Source organism: Shewanella sp. 553 (genome assembly GCF_059338375.1).
In genome coordinates this window covers 305,202-324,575 of record NZ_CM181701.1, presented here as the reverse complement: position 1 = coordinate 324,575, position 19,374 = coordinate 305,202, and the positions used below count along the sequence as shown (strand labels likewise).

Below are 19,374 nucleotides of genomic sequence, written 5' to 3'. Positions count from 1 at the left end.
CAGCATATTAACAAGTCAGGTTAGGGGTAACTTAAGTTTCGACTCATGTTTATTTTGTAAACTTACCCGCCATGTGGCAACTCATGATGAAAGTTATCCCCTCTGTTAAATTACAGTGACATCTTTTCATTACATGCTACTGGCCATAATAAGAAAATTGTCAAGTTAAGCACACGCCAACTCAAGTAAAAAATACAACAACCTATCGGGCTCGATTGGCACTAGAGGATATTATGTTAACTAAAAAAAATCTGATCACCACCGCACTGACCCTTGGCTTATGGGGAACAACTGCACAAGCAGAGACGTTCGACTTTATGCCACAGCCAGAAACTCAAGATACCTTGGTGGTATTTCAAACGGGTGAGCACGCATCCAGTGATTTAACTCGCCTAGATGCATTATCTCAACAACGGATCTCAGCTGCACTACAGCTAAAAAACTTCAGCGGAGAGATGGGGCAAACCGTGGAAGTGTTAATGCCACAAGGACTCGATATCCAACGGCTCATCGTCATGGGGATCGGTGACAACAATGGCATGACGCCTGGTGATGTTAACAAGCTAGGTGCTAGCATTACGGCCTACTTTGGTGATAGCCAAAACCAAGCGATATCTATTCTCACCTCGGGGCTTAGCGATGCTAGCAGCAATGTTAGTTTCGCCGCAGAACTGGCCCACGGGATTAACTTACGCGCCTATCAATTTGATAAATACCTAACCGAGAAAAAGCCAGCCGAGAAGCACTACCAGATTAGTGTCGATAATCCCGCAGCCACTGACAAGCGCTACCAACAGCTTGCCGCCATTGAAAAAGGCGTCTTTTTAGCTCGCGATCTCACCTCAGAAGTTCCCAGTGCCATGACACCTGTCGATTTTACCAACGCGGCCCAAGAACTCAAAAAACTCGGGGTAAAGATCACCATCTTAGAGCCCAAGCAGATTGAACAGCTCGGTATGGGCGCCTTGCACGCGGTGGGTCGTGGCTCGAAGGAGGGAGCACGTTTAGTGGTGGCTCACTGGCCGGGTAATGATGATACCCCCATCGCCCTTGTCGGCAAAGGGATCACCTTCGACTCTGGTGGCTATAACATAAAAGCCACCGGCGACTCTATCTCACGTATGAAATCGGATATGGCTGGTGCAGCGACCGTATTGGGTACCATTAAAGCAATGGCCCTGCAGCAAGCTGATGTCAATGTGGTCGGCGTGATGGCAATGGCAGCCAACATGGTGTCAGATACCGCTTTTGCGCCGGGTGATGTCGTGATAACCGCCGAAGGTTTAAGCGTTGAAGTACTCAATACCGATGCTGAGGGCAGATTAGTTCTCGCCGATGGTATGTGGTATGCCCGCCACCACTATCAGCCACAAGTCATGGTGGACATCGCCACCTTAACTGGCTCAAAAGTGCGTGCGCTGGGCAAACGCTATACCGCTATCTTTAGTGACGATGACACCTTAGTCGATGAGTTAACCTTCTCTGGGCATACCGTCGATGAAAAGTTGTGGCGACTACCTCTAGCCTATGAGGATCTATTAAAGAGTCCCATTGCCGATTTAAAAAATGCCGGCTATGGCGGCCCCGGTGCGTCCACGGCGGCAGTATTTTTGAAACAGTTCAGTGGTGACACTACATGGGCCCATTTGGATATCGCTGGCAGTGCACTCGCAGCCAAAGATGAAGGGATCACGCCTAAGGGTGGCACTGGTCACGGTGTACGTCTGTTAAGCCATTGGATCATGAATCGAGACCAATAACTCAGAACACACTAAGCACGCCCCATTGATAATAAGGCGTGCTTTTTCCCTGAATACCATATCAATCGACAATGTAATGGAGTAGGTGAAATACTAATTTTTCACTTACAAGCAACTAGTTAATACCAGTGCTAAACCAGCTGCAGTAGATCGCTCAGGGCGGTTAGGTGTAAGTGCGGCAACAGCCCAGAGCCTGCCACTTGAGACTCGCGGCCAACTGCCGGGTTTAACCACGCCGCCTGACAACCCGCAAGGCGTGCGCCTTGCACATCGGCTGTATAGCTATCACCCACATGCAGTAACAACTTAGTGGGTAAAGCTAAACGTGTGGCCGCTTGATAAAACATATCAGCATAAGGCTTCATACGAGTGCCATTACCCGGATGCACCACAAACTCCAAGACCTCGCCGAGTCCAATTTGCTCGGCATCGACATTGCCATTAGTGATCCCCACTAGGCAATAACGCGCGGCTAATTGCTGTAAAATCGATAACACCTCGGGCGCTACACTAAAGTCGGCGCGATGATAACGAAAATAATCTAAGCCCTCTCTTGCCCCTATTGCCGCCACTTTTCTATCGTAACCGAGCATGAGTAGACCTTGCTCTAAGGTGACGAGTCTGGCCGCCGTGGTGTCATGGGCTAATAAAGGTGACTCGATGACTAGTTGCTGCTTAAGGTGTTGCCAATCTTGGGCTTGCCACTGCAGTGTCTTAGGGTATTGCTGAGCTAAAAAGGCCCATAATTGACGCTCGGCGTTGCGCATAACAGGACGATTATCATAAAGGGTATCGTCTAAGTCGAAGCTGATTGCATTGATGGCCGTTGGCCGAATTGCAACACTAATCATTATCACCTCGTTTTTTGGCTCTAGGGTGAGCCCCATCGTACACCTTAGCAAGGTGTTGGAAATCAAGACTGGTATACACTTGGGTAGTCGATAAATTGGCGTGACCAAGGAGCTCTTGTACCGCCCTTAAATCGGCGCTCGACTCCAACATATGAGTCGCAAAAGAGTGACGCAGTTTATGCGGATGCACATGCATGCTCAAGCCCTGGGCTTGCCCCCATTTATTCAGCCGCGCCTGAATACTGCGATGGGCCAAACGATTACCTTTAGCTGTAACAAACAGGGCGTCATCAACACAAGGTAAGCTCGCGCGTACCATCAGCCATTGCTCAATCGCCGCCATCGCGATACGGCCGACAGGCACAATACGTTCTTTACTGCCCTTACCCATGACCTTGACCTGATAATCACTGTATTGAATATCCAAGGTATTGAGCGCGGCCAGTTCGGCGAGTCGCAGCCCAGAGGAGTAAAACAGCTCCATCATCGCTTTATCGCGCAGCGACAAAGGATCGTCCCCCTCGATAGATAACAGGTGGGTCACCGAATCTACGTCCATGTTTTTAGGCAGCGGCTTGCCTTGCTTAGGCGCACTTAACTGGGCGGCTGGATCGAGGCTAACGAGCGACTCTCGCAATAAATACTGATAAAACTGTTTTAATGCCGATACACATAGAGCGATAGAGCGTGGCCCTAACCCTTGGCGATGCAGCTTATTGAGCACCCCTTGCAGATGATCGCCATCCAGCTGGTGCCAACTCAGCCCTTGGGGTAATAAGGTTTGCACCCGCCGTAACTCAAAGCGGTAGTTGCGCACGGTATGGGGAGAAACTTGCCGCTCTGAGGTGAGATAACGTTCAAACCGCGCCGTCCAGTCTGCTACGTGCATAACATTACAACTTAGGTAGCAGGTGATCGAGCAACTGTTTTAGTTGGTCTAACAACAAGTTATCCATCTCAGGATGAAAATGTACCGGGTCGGCACTGGCGATAGCAAAGATCACCTGACCACATTGCTTAGATAAACGCGATAAGGCTACCGAACCGACCTCGCTACCAAATAACCGTTTAGACTCTGTTTGGGTCAAACGGCCAAAATAGTAACCTTGCTTCAACCGGTTACTCCAAATATGCGACAGCTCACTGTCGATATCGTGCACGGTAATTAAACGCACATGAGTAAATTGAAATTGTTGCTGCAGCTCATTGGAGAGCACCTGCCTTAGTTCACCTAAGTCGGCGGCCTGCAATAATTTAAGCGATAAAGCTGTATTAAACATGTAGATCTGCTCATTACGCGAGGCCATGGTCAGCAGTGAGGTGATCTCCTCTTCTAACTGAGCCACTCGGCTGCGTAACATCTCTTGTCTGCGTTCGACTAACGAGACGGCGCCACGTTGCGCATGGGGAATACGCATTGCCAACAACAATTCAGGGTAACGACTAAAGAAATCTGGATTATCAAGAAGATACTCGCGGATCAAAATCTCATCAAAAGGCAGCGGTGTTTTTGTATTCATAGCATCATTCATTATTATATTTGTCCGTCATACACATGCTCTGCTGGGCCAGTCATCCATAAGGGAGTCCCCTCACCGTCCCAACTAATAGTGAGCGTGCCACCGGGTAGATCAACACGCACTCGCTTATCTAGCTTACCTTGCAACTGACCTACCACCACGGCCGCGCAAGCACCACTGCCACAGGCTAAAGTTTCGGCGGCGCCACGCTCATATACCCGCAGCTTGATATGGCCGCGCTCCACCACCTGCATAAAGCCCACATTCACCCCTTTGGGAAAGCGTTCGTGATTGGTGAGTAGCGCGCCTATGCCTTCCACATCGGCGCTGCTGATATCATCAACATCGAGCACACAATGGGGGTTACCCATAGACACGGCGCCACATAAAAAGGTGCGCATCTCATCGCCACGCTGGGTTTGCAGTAAGTAGGTCTTTTCTGCTTTTTTGGCGCTAAAAGGGATCTGGCTTGGCTCTAGAATGGGCACGCCCATATTCACCGTGACATTACCGTCGTGCTCTAACCGTAAAGTAATTTTACCCGATGCGGTGCTGACCTTAATTTTATGCTTATTGGTGAGGCCTTTATTGCGTACAAAACGGGCAAAACAACGCGCACCATTACCGCATTGTTCCACTTCGCTGCCATCGGCATTAAAGATACGATAATGAAAGTCCAAGTCAGGATCGTAAGGCGGTTCAACCAATAAAAGTTGATCAAAACCGACACCGAAATTTCGATCCGCTAATCGCTTTATCTGCTCTGGCGAGAAATAGACATTTTGGGTGACACCATCGACCACCATAAAATCATTGCCTAAACCATGCATCTTGGAGAATTGGATCAAAAGTATATTCCTTTAAATAGCTTACCTAGCTGAATTAACCATAGTTTACGGCAGTAACTGCTCACCTTGCCACAATTGCGACACGGTTTCTCGCGCTCTGACCACATAATGCTTATCACCGTCGACCATCACCTCTGCCGCTCGGGGGCGAGAGTTGTAGTTAGATGACATAGTAAAGCCATAGGCGCCCGATGAGCGTACCGCCAGTAGATCCTTGGCCTGCAGATTGAGCATTCTGTCTTTACCTAAGAAATCCCCAGTTTCACACACAGGGCCAACCACATCGTAATTACGCTCAATCCCTGCACGCGGCACTACGGGGATAATTTTTTGCCACGCACTGTACAGCGATGGGCGGATTAAGTCATTCATTGCACCATCGACAAGTGCAAAATTTTTGTCACTATTTTCTTTTAAATAAAGCACTTGAGTAACAAAGATACCGGCGTTAGCGGCAATAGCCCTACCCGGCTCGAAGATCAATTTAAGATCGCGATCGTCGAGCCTATCGAGTAACGCCGCGGCATAATCGCTGGGCGCAGGCGGCTGCTCATCATCATAAGTCACCCCAAGGCCACCGCCCACATCAAGGTGTGCAATCTTCACCCCTTGCTCGGCGAGGCGATCGATAAGCCCAAGCATTCTGTCCATCGCATCAAGAAAGGGCTGTATCTCGGTCAGCTGCGAGCCGATATGACAATCGGCCCCTTTGACCTCTAGCCCAGGTAATTGGTGAGCCCGCATAAAAATACCTTCGGCCTCTTCCATGGCAATACCAAACTTGTTCTCTTTCAGTCCAGTGGAAATATAAGGGTGTGTGCCCGCATCGACATCGGGGTTGACCCGCAATGAGACCGGGGCAATCTTGCCTACACGCAGCGCCACTTCATTAAGCTGCTCAAGTTCGGCGGCCGACTCCACATTAAAGCAATAGATACCTAGCCCTAACGCCATCTCCATTTCTGCAACGGTTTTACCCACCCCAGAAAACACCACCTTACTCGGGTCACCACCGGCTTCCATAACTCGTGCCAGCTCGCCACCTGAAACGATATCAAAACCGCTACCAAGGCGCGCCAACACGTTAAGCACCGCCAAGTTAGAATTAGCCTTCACTGCATAACAAATAAGGTGGGGATGATTAGCCACGGCACTATCAAAGGCATGCCAATGGCGCTCAAGGGTCGCGCGTGAATAAATATAAAGCGGCGTGCTATAGGTGCGCGCTAAGTCAGCCACTGAACACTGCTCGGCATGGAGCGTGCCCTCTTGATACAGAAAATAATCCATGGTTATTCCTTTACTGCAGATGTTGTTGTGGGCACCTCAGACTGGGGGGTTGCTTGCTCAGCCTGGTTATCTTGCACCTCTGGGGCCTTGTATAGTGGGCCTTTTTGACCGCAGGCCACCATAAATACACTGCCTAGCAGCAGTAACGACATCAACTTCATCTTGTTCAACATCAGACATTCCGGGATTTAGAGGGATGATAAACGACACAACAACAGCGCCGCAGTTTGCGATTTAGCACGCTTGTATCGCCCTATACTACATGGCTAATCGACCTACGCCAGCAATTTAATTTAATGGCGCGCGCCACAGGGGGGACCCCCAAATAACCAACTCACGCATTAAGCGATTCAGCTGCTGAAAATCCACATGTTTTCAATCAGCCGACCCGCCTTTGGCTCAGGCGCTTTATCGGCTAAAACAGCCCAGCCACACGCGTTTATATGCATTATTTGTGATGTTTGCAGAGATAGCTATAAAACGTCAAGCAGATATCCACCTCTTGACCGCCATTGTGAATATTTTTACTGCTTAACCGCGCTTAGCATAAAAATCAATGGAGCCTAATGGATAGCGTTGCTACTATATTGACTCTGAAAATCATTTCATTGAAGGATGCCCCATGGCAATGACTGACTCCGAGTATCACAAACTCGCCGACGAGATGTTTAGCGCACTAGAAGATGCCATAGAATATGCAATCGATGAGCAAGATGCTGATATCGATGTCGACGCATCAGGCAACGTATTACAACTGGAATTTCAGGACCGCTCAAAAATTGTGATCAACAAACAAGAGCCACTGCATCAAATTTGGGTAGCAACTCAATTTGGTGGATACCATTTCTCTTTTGTCGATGGTAAGTGGATTGATGAACGCAGTGATGCGGGTGAATTTATGCCGTTTGTCGTCGAGTCTATTCGTCGACAAGGTAATGTAACCCTTAAGTTATAAGCGTTAGCTCACGATGGCGGTGCGGCGTCTCTGCACCGCTAAAATTGCGCCGACGCCTCCTCAATACTGACCCCAAACGGTAATGCGCGCAATTGGGCCATCGATGCGCACCAACCTAAAAAACTGTGGCAAGTTAAAACGCTGGTTATCGTTGTACGATTTGTTAAAGGCATGGTGATGGCTCACCTGACTGGCTAACTCGTCAATATTAGTGCCCAGCTGAGTGTAATGATTAAGCTCATTTTTTTCATCCAGCACATACACATCAATTCCCTCTTCATGCTGACGTAAGAAATACTGAATCGCGCCTAACGCGGCAAACTCTTGGATCACCTGCGGGACTTTGCTAAAAGGCTCATTGCCTAAATCTGGCCGAGGCAGCTCTAACATCCGCTGTTTAGACAGGCGCTGATAAAATGCAGATGCCTGACTTAGGTCTTTATAGTTCATCCCTTTGGAGTTAAAAAACAAGCCGTATTTTATCCCCCCGACCTCTAGCGGGTAGGCCATGGTCGATGAGCTTTGTGCTTGTTTACTTAACCGGTTGGCACGTTGCACCAATAATCTTATCGCTTTCTCAAATTGTGACGCTAGGCGACTAGAGCAGCTCACCACGTCCACTTGTACCTCATTGGGCGCCCTTTGCACCCCAGGATTGGTGTAAGACAGCGCGTCTAAAATAGCTTCATTGCCATCAAAATGATGACAATGCCACTCTCCCCAACTATTTTGGCAGATCACGTCTAACGATTGCAGCATATTGGTATGCTGACGCCCCAGCGAAAAGATATTGGCATTCATATAATCGACCATGATCTCTTGGCCACGCCAACTCACGGTGGGGTCGCTATTGAAATTGATCAAAAAAATCAATTTACGAAAGTACCAAGGTTGGCAAAGATCGAGTTTTGAAGCCCGCCACTCTGTCTCTTTTAAAATCGCCGGTAAGCGCCGAGCCGCTTTGGTTAACCGCTTAGTTTGATGCGAGCTACCATTGAACTCATACCAATGGGTTGTGGCGGTAGAAGCGCCATTTAATGCCGCCCACGCCAATAGCTTCGCCTTGCTGGGCGAGTGATATACCGCGCGGTTTGCCATAAAGTTTCTCGACTCAGGCGTGCAACGATACAAGTGGTAGTCTTGCGTTTGCTGGCTATACACCACGGTTAAATCGGTTTCGGCAATTGACTCACTCCACAGCCAATTGAGCCGCGTGATTTGAGTGTCATCTTCGCTAAAATAGGTGTGTAGCTTACGGGTTAACAAGCCGAGATCGGAGATCTTAAGGCTTTCACTCAGCTTGTTCACCGAGGCAAAATGCAATAAGGTTTGGTAACTTCCCAGCATCAATTCATTTAACTGCTCGTTAAACCATTGCAGTTGTCCACAGTGCCAATGAGCGCACTGATCTAAGGTACTTAGCAGGTTAGTAGACCAGCCCCAACACTCAACTAAGTGCTGCAGTTTGTGATAACGCCAGTCTTTGGGGTGATCGGCAACAGTCAATCTAATACCACACTTGAGGTAAAAACAGCGTCTAACAATTTCAAGACGGCGTTGATCATTTTTACTTTCTAAATAACGCTCTATCGATTGGTACAATAGAAAGTAAGCATCATTAAATGCGGAAAAATCCCCCGCCAAGGTACGCTGCCACACCTGGGCACTGACCAGCTGACTCTCGGGGTAATCACTGGCATAAGCTTCGAGCAACATTACCTTAAGCAGCGCCTTATGGGGCTTATCTAGTCCTTTATATAGCTGCCAAAGCGAAGCACCAAAATATTCACTCGCGGGTAAGTTGCTCACATCCCCCAAAAATAGGTGTGTCTTGGGGGTCGCCGATTGCGGCCACCAAGCAACAGGCTTACCCGCTAAACAAATATGGCTACGATAGAACTCTTCGAGTAACAACCAATGCTGTGAGCTACCGCTGTTTTCAATGCCAATAGTCGATGCGATGCCATCATCTTGACTGACTGAAAGTAAAAACTGCTTCGGGTGCACCAAGTAGATATTGACCTCAAAATCATACTGGGCAAACCAAGCGGTCAATTGGGTTGATTTTTGCTGTAACGATAGACGTTCATCACGAGACAAATTGGGGTCATACACCACCCAAATGTCGATATCACTTTTCGGGTTTTGACCAAAGGTGGCCGTGCTCCCCATGGAATATACGCCATAGATCGCGCTTGACTCATCGAGCCTGCTTTCTGGGATAGGGATCTCAAAAACGTTACATGCTTCTAACACCTTGTCGTCTAGGGTGTAATGCTCAATACCAAAGGGAGTCAAGGGGCCGTTATAACCGGGGAGTTCGCTGCTGTGACCATGAAAAAGCATAGGAATCAAATGGAAAAGGTGGCGCTGCAAGGGGGTGAGTATCGCCAAAGCTCGTGCAAAACGAACTTGGTTTAAGCGTTCAGCCGTTTCGATATCATGCACTTGGTTACTCAATGTTTAGTGACCCTGTTACAAATTAATTCCACTTACGCATGCTAACAGTTAATACAAAAACAGCAAGCATATGTGAAGCGGGTCACACTTTATTGAGAGGGTTACCCCGATTCAAATGGGTACACTTCAAAGAATCGACAGTCGATTCTTACATAAGTTTGAAACCAATGTTAGCATTAGCGCAACTATGGCCTCTGATGGAATATCGAGCATGTCTGAAAACGTCATTCGTATCGCGACACGTAAAAGCCCACTTGCAATGTGGCAAGCTGAATTTGTAAAAGCCGAATTAGAAAAAGCGCATCCAGCGCTAGTTGTAGAACTGCTGCCAATGAGCACCAAGGGGGATGTCATGCTAGACACACCTTTAGCAAAAGTGGGCGGTAAAGGGCTATTTGTAAAAGAACTTGAAGTAGCCATGCTCGAAGGCTTAGCCGACATTGCCGTGCATTCAATGAAAGACGTTCCGGTTGATTTTCCTGAAGGATTAGGACTGGAAGTGATCTGTGAACGCGAAGATCCACGTGATGCTTTTGTGTCAAATACCTATAAAACCATTGATGAACTTCCACACGGCGCAGTGGTAGGTACCTCAAGCTTACGTCGTCAGTGCCAGATCCGTGCGGCTCGCCCAGATCTCGAAATTCGCGATCTGCGTGGTAACGTCGGTACTCGTCTTGCCAAGTTAGATGCCGGTACTTACGATGCCATTATCCTTGCCGCTGCCGGGCTCATTCGCCTCAAGCTAGAAGATCGCATTGCTAGCTTTATCTCGGCTGAAGATTCACTACCGGCCAATGGTCAAGGTGCCGTAGGCATCGAATGCCGTTCTAATGATGAGCGTGTTAAAGCCTTATTGGCGCCACTTGAGCACACAGAAACTCGCCATCGCGTAATAGCCGAACGTGCCATGAACACCCGTTTAGAAGGCGGTTGCCAGGTGCCGATTGGCGCTTTTGCCGAAATATCGGGCGATACCCTCACCCTTCGCGGTTTAGTCGGTAACCCTGATGGTAGCCAAATTATCGAAGGCACAACGGTCGGTTCAAGAAACGATGCTGAAGCCTTGGGTATTGCACTAGCCGAAGACCTACTTGCTAAAGGTGCTAAAACCATCTTAGATGCTGTTTACGCTAAGTAATCAACATGAAAGTACTGCTGACGCGCCCTGAAGGGCGCAATCAGTCAATGATAGAGGCACTGAGTCAACGACAGGTGCCTTTTGTCGTTACCCCCTTACTCGAAGTCATCGCGACCGATGATATCTACAATGAAGCAGATATTACCGCTTTTCATCGAGCCGATATCGTTATCTTCATCAGCACTAATGCAGTGGAATATGCCGCTCAGGCGCTCAACAATCACTTCCCTGATAACATCGACTATTATGCCGTTGGTAAAGCCACCTTCCTGGCACTGCAAGCCCTAGGGCTTAATGCTATTGAGGCGCCAGCCGATTGCCAACAGACAGAGGGCCTATTGACACTCTCCTCACTGCAAACCTTAGATGGCCAGAAGATCACCATAGTTCGTGGTGTCGGTGGTCGCGAAGCCTTGGCAGAGCAATTAGCCCAAAGAGGTGCTATTGTCAGTTATTGGCAGGTTTATCAACGGGAATGCCCACCGCTCAGTCACAGGATTGCTTACGATTGGCAACAGCAAAATATCGACACTATTGTTGTTACCAGTGGACAAATTCTCAGCCATCTAATGCAACTTGTACCCAAAGAACTGTTTGCTTGGTTACACGCATGTCATATTATAGTGCCGAGCTCGCGGGTTTATGACCAAGCCATAAATGCCGGGTTTACACACGTTACTAATGCTAAAGCAGCCAACAGCGATGCAGTCCTAACAGCTTTAGGTTTAACAGCTTAAACCTTTTAGCCGCCTGCAATACTGGCTTTCGTCTTCAAGGATCTGTTGAATGGACAATAAAACGCAACAAAGCAACACCGTCGCCACACCTGAGCCCGATGACAGCATAGAGGCGACATTTGCTGAGACTTCGCCAACGTCATCATCGACAGAACCCACGAGTGAACCTAAAGCATCGACTGGAGTATCTTGGGGATTTTTATTTAACCTGGTATTTATCTTATTGCTACTGTTCGCCACGATAGCGGGCGGCTTCTACCTATACCAAGAGTTAACCATTCAAAAGCAAAAGGCGCTCGATTTATCGGCCCAGCTTCAGCAACGCCTCGATGATCCTGTCGCTCGTCTCACTCATTTAGAGCAGCAGCAACGTATGATAGAGCGTGAGGTGACCAATAAGCTTAACCGCATCACTGACTCACAACAGCTACTGCAGGAGCAAGTGAATAAACTCGCTCAACAAAACCCCAATCATTGGATGGCTGAAGAAGCCAAGTATTTAGTTAGAATGGCAGGGAGTAAACTCTGGCTCGAAAAAGATCCTCAAACCGCATTGAGCCTACTCGAAGCCGCTGATGACCGCATTGAAACCATGAAAGATCCCTCGCTGACGCCGCTGCGTAAAGCATTAGCGCAAGATATGAGCAATGTGGCCGCCATTAAAACCACTGATATTGCAGGCACAGTGCTGACCTTAGACAGCATGATAGACAAGTTGCCAAAACTAAAATTAAATCGTACCCAATCAATATTAAGCAGCAAAGATGATTCATCGGCAATGACAGAGTCACTGGATGATTGGCAAGACAATTTAGCAAAATCATGGCAAGCGCTAATAGAGGAGTTTGTGGTGATACGTAAGCGCACCACAGATCAGGCCCCCTTATTAGCGCCCGATCAGCAGTGGTATTTAGTCGAAAATATTCGCAATAAATTACTGCAAGCCCAACTCGCGTTATTGCGCCAAGATCAGGTCAACTATCGTCAATCTATCCGCTTGGCAAGAAAGTGGATTTTTCAGTATTTTGATTTAGCCGATAGCAAAACCGAGCAAACCTTAGCCGCTTTAGATGCCTTGGTCACCTTGGAGGTTCAAGCGCCAACCATCAACCAGTTCGCATCAACCCCACTGCTACAACAACTTGTGACACGAGGGAGCTTGATAAGCGAGCAGGAGAATCCATTATGATTAAGGCGCTTGTCTACCTTGTTATCATCTTAATTGGCTTAGTCATCAGCCCTTATCTATCGGGTATTAATGGCTACCTTTATTTGGCCATTGGCGACTATGAGCTAGAAACCAGCCTGATGTTCGCCCTATTTGCAGCCATCTTATTTTATGCCGCCTTGGTGCTGATTGAATGGTTGGTGGTTTGGACCCTCAATTTAATATTAAGCAGTCGTTTTTTACCGGAAAAATGGCGTAGAAAAGCCGCTAGAAAACATACTCTTCAGGGCGCATTAGCCCTTGCAGAAGAGGATTGGAGCGCTGCAGAACAGGCCATGGCTAAAGGGGCTAACAAGGGTGAACTCCCGGCACTGAATCTATTAGCAGCAGCAAGAGCGGCGCATCATCAACACAATATTGAGGCTCGCGATCACTATTTACTCGAGGCCGAAAAAGATCTTCAGGCCAGTAAAGCCGTGCAAACGACCCGAGTACGCTACCTTATGCAACAAGGCGAACTCGAACAAGCCAGAACCGTTTTAGATAAGCTCAATCCGACCAGTAAAAGTAAAGCCCCGCTGCTCCGCTTGGCATTAGAGCTATATCAAGCTCAACAAGATTGGCCCGCACTCAAGTTACTGCTTCCTATCATTAGTAAACGCGGCTTGCTCAGTGCAGAAGAGTTTCAAGCACTCAACACCGAAACCAATAAGGCATTACTACAAAGTGCGGCAGAGCAAAATGAGCAAGAGCTTGAGAAAGCTTGGCACTGGTTGAGCCGCGCTGATCGTAAGCAACCTCTATTTATCGCCCAATATGCCATTGGATTGGCGAGCTATGAGCGAAAAGAGGAGGCTTTAAAGTTATTATTTAAGCAATTGAAGCATAGTGCTGATCAGGATATTTTTGCCGCGATGACAGCCATCGTCACTCCAGTCGATCTTGAGGCAAGAAAGCAGCTATTTGATCTGCAAAATAAATATGCTGAAAACCCAGATTATCAAGCCTGTATAGCCACCCTTTACGATCAAAGCAAAGAGTTTACTGAATCACTCAAGTGGTGGCGAAAAGTATGCTTTCAAGCTCCCACCAAAAATCGCTGGCTGGCTCTCGCGACGGCTCAAGAGCATATTGGCGAACTACACGCAGCATTACAAAGTTACCGCAACGCCTTTAGTGACTGCTGATTGTTTATATTATTTTTAACTAAAAAACCACCTTCATGGTGGTTTTTTGTTTAAAGAATGAACAACCTTATGGCAAGGTAAAAAGTAAACCCCGTTAAAACAGATGATTACTTATTTTTACTGCAAAAGCTTATTTTGGCACTCATTTCTCCCCCCCGCCGAACAGTTGACATCAATTCAAAGCTCACCACACTTAATGTAAGTAGAAGCAAGCCCCAAAAACACGCATAACTAGAGCAATACCGCTGTATTAGCTCAATGTTTTATGCCTAGTAAAGCGAGAAATTATTATGGGTGCATCAATTACGACACAAGACGCTGTAGTCACTAATCTTGTCGGTCAACTTACCGTTAAGGATGAGCAGGGAAATATCAGAGAAATTAATATTGGCGATACCATTAAAGCGGGTGAGCAGCTGATTTTTCCTGAAAACGCGACATTTAACTTAACCTATGAAGATGGTACTTCAGTAGATCAAACACAAATAGCCCTGCCCACAGTGGAGCAGCAAGCCAACAGCAATGAGGCGGTAGAGGTAGATAATACCAACCAAATTGCTGATACGCCGGTCGCCCTCGACCCTGAAATCGCAGCGCTTCAAGCACAAATACTGGCAGGTGAGGATCCTACTGAAGGATTACCAGAAACCGCAGCAGGTGCTGGTACACCGGGAAATGAGGGGGGGTCTGACTTTGTATCCCTCACACGTAATGGCGATGAAACGCTCGCCAATGCGGGTTGGGATACCGCTGGATTCACTCAAGCAACGGCGACTACAGCCGAAGCCTTAGCGATCCCAGATATCGTACTTGATACGCCCACGGTTTCTTCAGCAACTTTCTCCATTTTTGAAGCTAACATGCCAGAAGGGAGCGATCCGTCAGCGTTACTCAATAGACTGGCATCTAACATAAGAGCGAATGCTGAAGCAGGAATCGATATCCTTAAAATCAACGGCATTACTATTATTGATAATGGCCAATTTGTCGGTCCATTAGTCATTAATACCGCCAATGGTGTACTGACGATCACTAGCTTTAATGATGCAACTGGCCAATTTGACTATGACTACAACCTTGACTCCAGTGTCGATCATAATGTCAGTGATCAAGCCCAATTACTGTTTAATATTGAATTAATCGACGGGGCTGGCAACGTTGCCAACGGTATTATTACCATAAACATTATTGACGACCAGCCAACTAGTTCTGCCGACATCAATAGCGTCGCAGAAGATCAAGGGGGGCAAGTCCTAGGTAATCTACTTTCGAATGATACCTTGGGCGCCGACTCAGCCGAAGTCACCGCGGTCACCAACAGCCAAGGCGAGACGATAGCGATAGCTGGAGCAACGTCTATCCAAGGAACATTTGGTGTACTCATCGTATTTGCCGACGGTAGCTATACCTATCAATTAGATAATTCATTAGCGGCTATTCAGTCATTAGCAGAAGGTGAGCAACTCACCGATATCTTTACTTATCAACTGACCGATGGTGACGGTGATATCGTCAACTCACCACTGACTATCACGATTACAGGTACTAACGATGCCCCAGAAACCAATGCGTTACAAACCCTTGGCGATGAAGACACCTTAATTACGGTGCCGGCCTTAAGTGGTAGTGACCTTGATGGCCAGGTGGTGAGCTTTGTGATTGACAGTCTGCCTGCCAACGGCACCTTGATGCTCAACGGCGTGGCGGTCACCCTTGGTATGACCGTGCTCGTCGCCGATGCGGCCAACCTCACCTTTATGCCCGATGAGAACTGGAACGGTGAAACCACCTTTACCTATCACTCAGTCGATAATGATGATTTGGCCGATGCCACGCCTGCCACCGTCACTATCACCATTGATTCCGTCAACGATGCGCCTGAGACCGACAATTTAGCCACCACTGGCGATGAAGACACCTTGATTGCGGTGCCTGCCTTAAGTGGTAGTGACCTTGATGGCCAGGTGGTGAGCTTTGTGATTGACAGTCTGCCTGCCAACGGCACCTTGATGCTCAATGGCGTGGCGGTCACCCTTGGTATGACCGTGCTCGTTGCCGATGCGGCTAACCTCACCTTTATGCCCGATGAGAACTGGAACGGTGAAACCACCTTTACCTATCACTCAGTCGATAATGATGATTTGGCCGATGCCACGCCTGCCACCGTCACTATCACCATTGATTCCGTCAACGATGCGCCTGAGACCGACGATTTAGCCACCTCAGGTAACGAGGACACCTTAATTACGGTGCCGGCCTTAAGTGGTAGTGACCTTGATGGCCAGGTGGTGAGCTTTGTGATTGACAGTCTGCCTGCCAACGGCACCTTGATGCTCAACGGCGTGGCGGTCACCCTTGGTATGACCGTGCTCGTCGCCGATGCGGCCAACCTCACCTTTATGCCCGATGAGAACTGGAACGGTGAAACCACCTTTACCTATCACTCAGTCGATAATGATGATTTGGCCGATGCCACGCCTGCCACCGTCACTATCACCATTGATTCCGTCAACGATGCGCCTGAGACCGACGATTTAGCCACCTCAGGTAACGAGGACACCTTAATTACGGTGCCGGCCTTAAGTGGTAGTGACCTTGATGGCCAGGTGGTGAGCTTTGTGATTGACAGTCTGCCTGCCAACGGCACCTTGATGCTCAATGGCATGGCGGTGAGTATTGGCATGACGGTGCTCATTGCCGATGCGGCTAACCTCACCTTTATGCCCGATGAGAACTGGAACGGTGAAACCACCTTTACCTATCACTCGGTCGATAATGATGATTTGGCCGATGCCACGCCTGCCACCGTCACTATCACCATTGATTCCGTCAACGATGCGCCTGAGACCGACGATTTAGCCACCACTGGCGATGAAGACACCTTGATTGCGGTGCCGGCCTTAAGTGGTAGTGACCTCGATGGTCAGGTGGTCAGCTTTGTGATTGACAGTCTGCCTGCCAACGGCACCTTGATGCTCAATGGCATGGCGGTGAGTATTGGCATGACGGTGCTCATTGCCGATGCGGCTAACCTCACCTTTATGCCCGATGAGAACTGGAACGGTGAAACCACCTTTACCTATCACTCGGTCGATAATGATGATTTGGCCGATGCCACGCCTGCCACCGTCACTATCACCATTGATTCCGTCAACGATGCGCCTGAGACCGACGATTTAGCCACCACTGGCGATGAAGACACCTTGATTGCGGTGCCGGCCTTAAGTGGTAGTGACCTCGATGGTCAGGTGGTCAGCTTTGTGATTGACAGTCTGCCTGCCAACGGCACCTTGATGCTCAATGGCATGGCGGTGAGTATTGGCATGACGGTGCTCATTGCCGATGCGGCTAACCTCACCTTTATGCCCGATGAGAACTGGAACGGTGAAACCACCTTTACCTATCACTCGGTCGATAATGATGATTTGGCCGATGCCACGCCTGCCACCGTCACTATCACCATTGATTCCGTCAACGATGCGCCTGAGACCGACGATTTAGCCACCACTGGCGATGAAGACACCTTGATTGCGGTGCCGGCCTTAAGTGGTAGTGACCTCGATGGTCAGGTGGTCAGCTTTGTGATTGACAGTCTGCCTGCCAACGGCACCTTGATGCTCAATGGCATGGCGGTGAGTATTGGCATGACGGTGCTCATTGCCGATGCGGCTAACCTCACCTTTATGCCCGATGAGAACTGGAACGGTGAAACCACCTTTACCTATCACTCGGTCGATAATGATGATTTGGCCGATGCCACGCCTGCCACCGTCACTATCACCATTGATTCCGTCAACGATGCGCCTGAGACCGACGATTTAGCCACCACTGGCGATGAAGACACCTTGATTGCGGTGCCGGCCTTAAGTGGTAGTGACCTCGATGGTCAGGTGGTGAGCTTTGTGATTGACAGCCTGCCTGCCAACGGCACCTTGATGCTCAATGGCATGGCGGTGAGTATTGGCATGACGGTGCTCATTGCCGATGCGGCTAACCTCACCTTTATGCCCGATGAGAACTGGAACGGTGAAACCACCTTTACCTATCACTCAGTCGATAATGATGATTTGGCCGATGCCACGCCTGCCACCGTCACTATCACCATTGATTCCGTCAACGATGCGCCTGAGACCGACGATTTAGCCACCACTGGCGATGAAGACACCTTGATTGCGGTGCCGGCCTTAAGTGGTAGTGACCTCGATGGTCAGGTGGTGAGCTTTGTGATTGACAGCCTGCCTGCCAACGGCACCTTGATGCTCAATGGCGTGGCGGTCACCCTTGGTATGACCGTGCTCGTTGCCGATGCGGCTAACCTCACCTTTATGCCCGATGAGAACTGGAACGGTGAAACCACCTTTACCTATCACTCGGTCGATAATGATGATTTGGCCGATGCCACACCGGCCACCGTCACCATCACCGTTGATTCAGTCAACGATGCGCCTGAGATCACAAATATTGATCCGGCAAGGGTTTCAGAAGAAGGACTACTCTATGGAATAGAGGATGATAATACTGGTGATGCTGATACCACCAATGAGGTCAGTACATCTGGCATTATTAGCTTTACCGATGTTGATAGCTCCTCCTTTGATGTATTGATTTCTGATCCCGTAGGATTGACCTCGGGTGGTGAGCCAGTAGATGTGTGGGAGCGAGATGGTAACACTTGGACAGGTAGCACACAAAATGGGCTTCTTGTAATGACCATTATAATCGGAGAGGTTGAAGGCACTTCTCCTGACTACACCGTCGGCTATCAAATCACTCTAAATGCAAACATTGATCACCCCTCAAACAACGATGAGGATATATTACAGTTCAATTTAGGGGTTACGATAAATGATATGCTGGGTAACAGTATTCCAAGCGAGCTGCTGGTAACTATTGAAGATGACTCTCCCATAGATGAAGTTGACGAGTCTGCCGAACTTTCAATACTCAACGCTATTGGTCAGTCTATATCAGGCGATCTCTTCGCTCCTGGTGCGGATGGAATTGGTGAAGTTGTTTTTACAGTGGAAACTGCTGGGCTTAAATACAATGGTGAATATTTAAGCTATAGCATGAGCGGTAATACATTAACCGCGACGGCCAAAATCGATGAACTCACAACTGTAGAAGTATTTACCGTTACAGCAGTTCAAGATCTTGATGGTCATTACGACTATCAGTTTAATCTGTTACAGGAAATTCAATTAGAATCGACAATCAGTTATGATGTCAGTGGCGCTCCTGCAAACAGCAAAGGCACCTACTTCGTTCATTCTGATGGCTCAATATCAGCTGGGGATCCAACACCCGGGCTCACTGTCATCGCAGAAATAACAGGCACAGGCAGTCAATCCAAGATCAACTCTAACAACGCTGGCATTGGCGTTGATGACAATGTTTCAATTGGCAATGGTGAGGACGTCTTAGATTCGATTATGTAAATGGTGGTACTAGCTCAGC

At 48.4% G+C, this 19,374-nt stretch carries 13 protein-coding genes and 1 pseudogene; 7 read left to right on the top strand and 7 right to left on the bottom strand.

Translation table 11 applies throughout. The features are described 5' to 3' along the window. Positions 1–233 precede the first annotated feature (233 nt). Positions 234–1,760 carry a leucyl aminopeptidase gene (locus tag AC5YBZ_RS01510; RefSeq protein ID WP_494520269.1) on the top strand — a complete coding sequence of 509 codons (1,527 nt, stop codon included), beginning with the start codon at positions 234–236 and terminating at the stop codon, positions 1,758–1,760. Between the two features lie 131 nt (positions 1,761–1,891). Here the strand turns inward: AC5YBZ_RS01510 and AC5YBZ_RS01505 are convergent, their stop codons facing one another. Genes AC5YBZ_RS01505 through lptM form a run of 6 tightly spaced genes read right to left on the bottom strand, consistent with a single transcriptional unit; the run spans position 1,892 to position 6,442 of the window. Then, positions 1,892–2,608 (bottom strand): HAD-IA family hydrolase, encoded by a 717-nt coding sequence (locus AC5YBZ_RS01505; protein ID WP_475517059.1) that lies wholly within the window; start codon positions 2,606–2,608, stop codon positions 1,892–1,894. After that, on the bottom strand, positions 2,604–3,500 hold the full coding sequence (gene xerC, locus AC5YBZ_RS01500; protein WP_475515170.1) for a tyrosine recombinase XerC: 897 nt from the start codon (positions 3,498–3,500) through the stop codon (positions 2,604–2,606). Before xerC ends, AC5YBZ_RS01505 begins: the two co-directional genes overlap by 5 nt. Before the next feature lie 4 nt (positions 3,501–3,504). Next, a complete protein-coding gene (locus AC5YBZ_RS01495) occupies positions 3,505–4,143 on the bottom strand; it encodes a DUF484 family protein (protein ID WP_475515171.1) in 639 nt (212 codons plus the stop codon). Positions 4,144–4,145: 2 nt separating this feature from the next. Beyond that, positions 4,146–4,979 (bottom strand): diaminopimelate epimerase, encoded by an 834-nt coding sequence (dapF, locus tag AC5YBZ_RS01490; protein ID WP_475515172.1) that lies wholly within the window; start codon positions 4,977–4,979, stop codon positions 4,146–4,148. Positions 4,980–5,024: 45 nt separating this feature from the next. Beyond that, entirely contained in the window at positions 5,025–6,269 is a 1,245-nt protein-coding gene (lysA, locus tag AC5YBZ_RS01485) for a diaminopimelate decarboxylase (RefSeq protein ID WP_494520272.1), read from the bottom strand. Positions 6,270–6,271: 2 nt separating this feature from the next. Further along, complete coding sequence (gene lptM, locus AC5YBZ_RS01480; RefSeq protein WP_494520273.1) at positions 6,272–6,442, bottom strand: LPS translocon maturation chaperone LptM; 171 nt, start codon at positions 6,440–6,442, stop codon at positions 6,272–6,274. A gap of 449 nt (positions 6,443–6,891) precedes the next feature. Between lptM and cyaY the strand changes: the two genes are divergently transcribed. Further along, a complete protein-coding gene (gene cyaY, locus AC5YBZ_RS01475) occupies positions 6,892–7,224 on the top strand; it encodes an iron donor protein CyaY (RefSeq protein ID WP_475515175.1) in 333 nt (110 codons plus the stop codon). A gap of 38 nt (positions 7,225–7,262) precedes the next feature. Here cyaY and AC5YBZ_RS01470 read toward each other — a convergent pair. Further along, positions 7,263–9,684 (bottom strand): annotated as a pseudogene (locus tag AC5YBZ_RS01470) (class I adenylate cyclase). A gap of 211 nt (positions 9,685–9,895) precedes the next feature. Between AC5YBZ_RS01470 and hemC the strand changes: the two are divergent. The 5 genes from hemC to AC5YBZ_RS01445 all read left to right on the top strand — a co-directional run bounded on the left by hemC (position 9,896) and on the right by AC5YBZ_RS01445 (position 19,355). After that, the gene (gene hemC, locus AC5YBZ_RS01465; RefSeq protein WP_475515177.1) at positions 9,896–10,825 is read left to right on the top strand and encodes a hydroxymethylbilane synthase; all 930 of its coding nucleotides are present in this window, start codon (positions 9,896–9,898) and stop codon (positions 10,823–10,825) included. 5 nt (positions 10,826–10,830) lie between these two features. Beyond that, a complete protein-coding gene (locus tag AC5YBZ_RS01460) occupies positions 10,831–11,562 on the top strand; it encodes a uroporphyrinogen-III synthase (RefSeq protein WP_475515178.1) in 732 nt (243 codons plus the stop codon). Between the two features lie 49 nt (positions 11,563–11,611). Beyond that, positions 11,612–12,751: a uroporphyrinogen-III C-methyltransferase gene (locus AC5YBZ_RS01455; protein WP_494543328.1), complete on the top strand. Its 1,140-nt coding sequence runs from the start codon at positions 11,612–11,614 to the stop codon at positions 12,749–12,751. Continuing rightward, positions 12,748–13,917 (top strand): heme biosynthesis HemY N-terminal domain-containing protein, encoded by a 1,170-nt coding sequence (locus AC5YBZ_RS01450; protein WP_494520278.1) that lies wholly within the window; start codon positions 12,748–12,750, stop codon positions 13,915–13,917. Before AC5YBZ_RS01455 ends, AC5YBZ_RS01450 begins: the two co-directional genes overlap by 4 nt. A gap of 290 nt (positions 13,918–14,207) precedes the next feature. Next, the gene (locus tag AC5YBZ_RS01445; protein WP_494543327.1) at positions 14,208–19,355 is read left to right on the top strand and encodes a retention module-containing protein; all 5,148 of its coding nucleotides are present in this window, start codon (positions 14,208–14,210) and stop codon (positions 19,353–19,355) included. Positions 19,356–19,374: the final 19 nt, after the last annotated feature.

Coding starts and splice junctions, on each gene's coding strand:
- AC5YBZ_RS01510 (WP_494520269.1), top strand. CDS start 234: ATGTTAACTAAAAAAAATCTGATCACCACCGCACTGACCCTTGGCTTA.
- xerC (WP_475515170.1), bottom strand. CDS start 3,500: ATGCACGTAGCAGACTGGACGGCGCGGTTTGAACGTTATCTCACCTCA.
- AC5YBZ_RS01495 (WP_475515171.1), bottom strand. CDS start 4,143: ATGAATGATGCTATGAATACAAAAACACCGCTGCCTTTTGATGAGATT.
- lysA (WP_494520272.1), bottom strand. CDS start 6,269: ATGGATTATTTTCTGTATCAAGAGGGCACGCTCCATGCCGAGCAGTGT.
- lptM (WP_494520273.1), bottom strand. CDS start 6,442: ATGTTGAACAAGATGAAGTTGATGTCGTTACTGCTGCTAGGCAGTGTA.
- cyaY (WP_475515175.1), top strand. CDS start 6,892: ATGGCAATGACTGACTCCGAGTATCACAAACTCGCCGACGAGATGTTT.
- hemC (WP_475515177.1), top strand. CDS start 9,896: ATGTCTGAAAACGTCATTCGTATCGCGACACGTAAAAGCCCACTTGCA.
- AC5YBZ_RS01460 (WP_475515178.1), top strand. CDS start 10,831: ATGAAAGTACTGCTGACGCGCCCTGAAGGGCGCAATCAGTCAATGATA.
- AC5YBZ_RS01455 (WP_494543328.1), top strand. CDS start 11,612: ATGGACAATAAAACGCAACAAAGCAACACCGTCGCCACACCTGAGCCC.
- AC5YBZ_RS01450 (WP_494520278.1), top strand. CDS start 12,748: ATGATTAAGGCGCTTGTCTACCTTGTTATCATCTTAATTGGCTTAGTC.
- AC5YBZ_RS01445 (WP_494543327.1), top strand. CDS start 14,208: ATGGGTGCATCAATTACGACACAAGACGCTGTAGTCACTAATCTTGTC.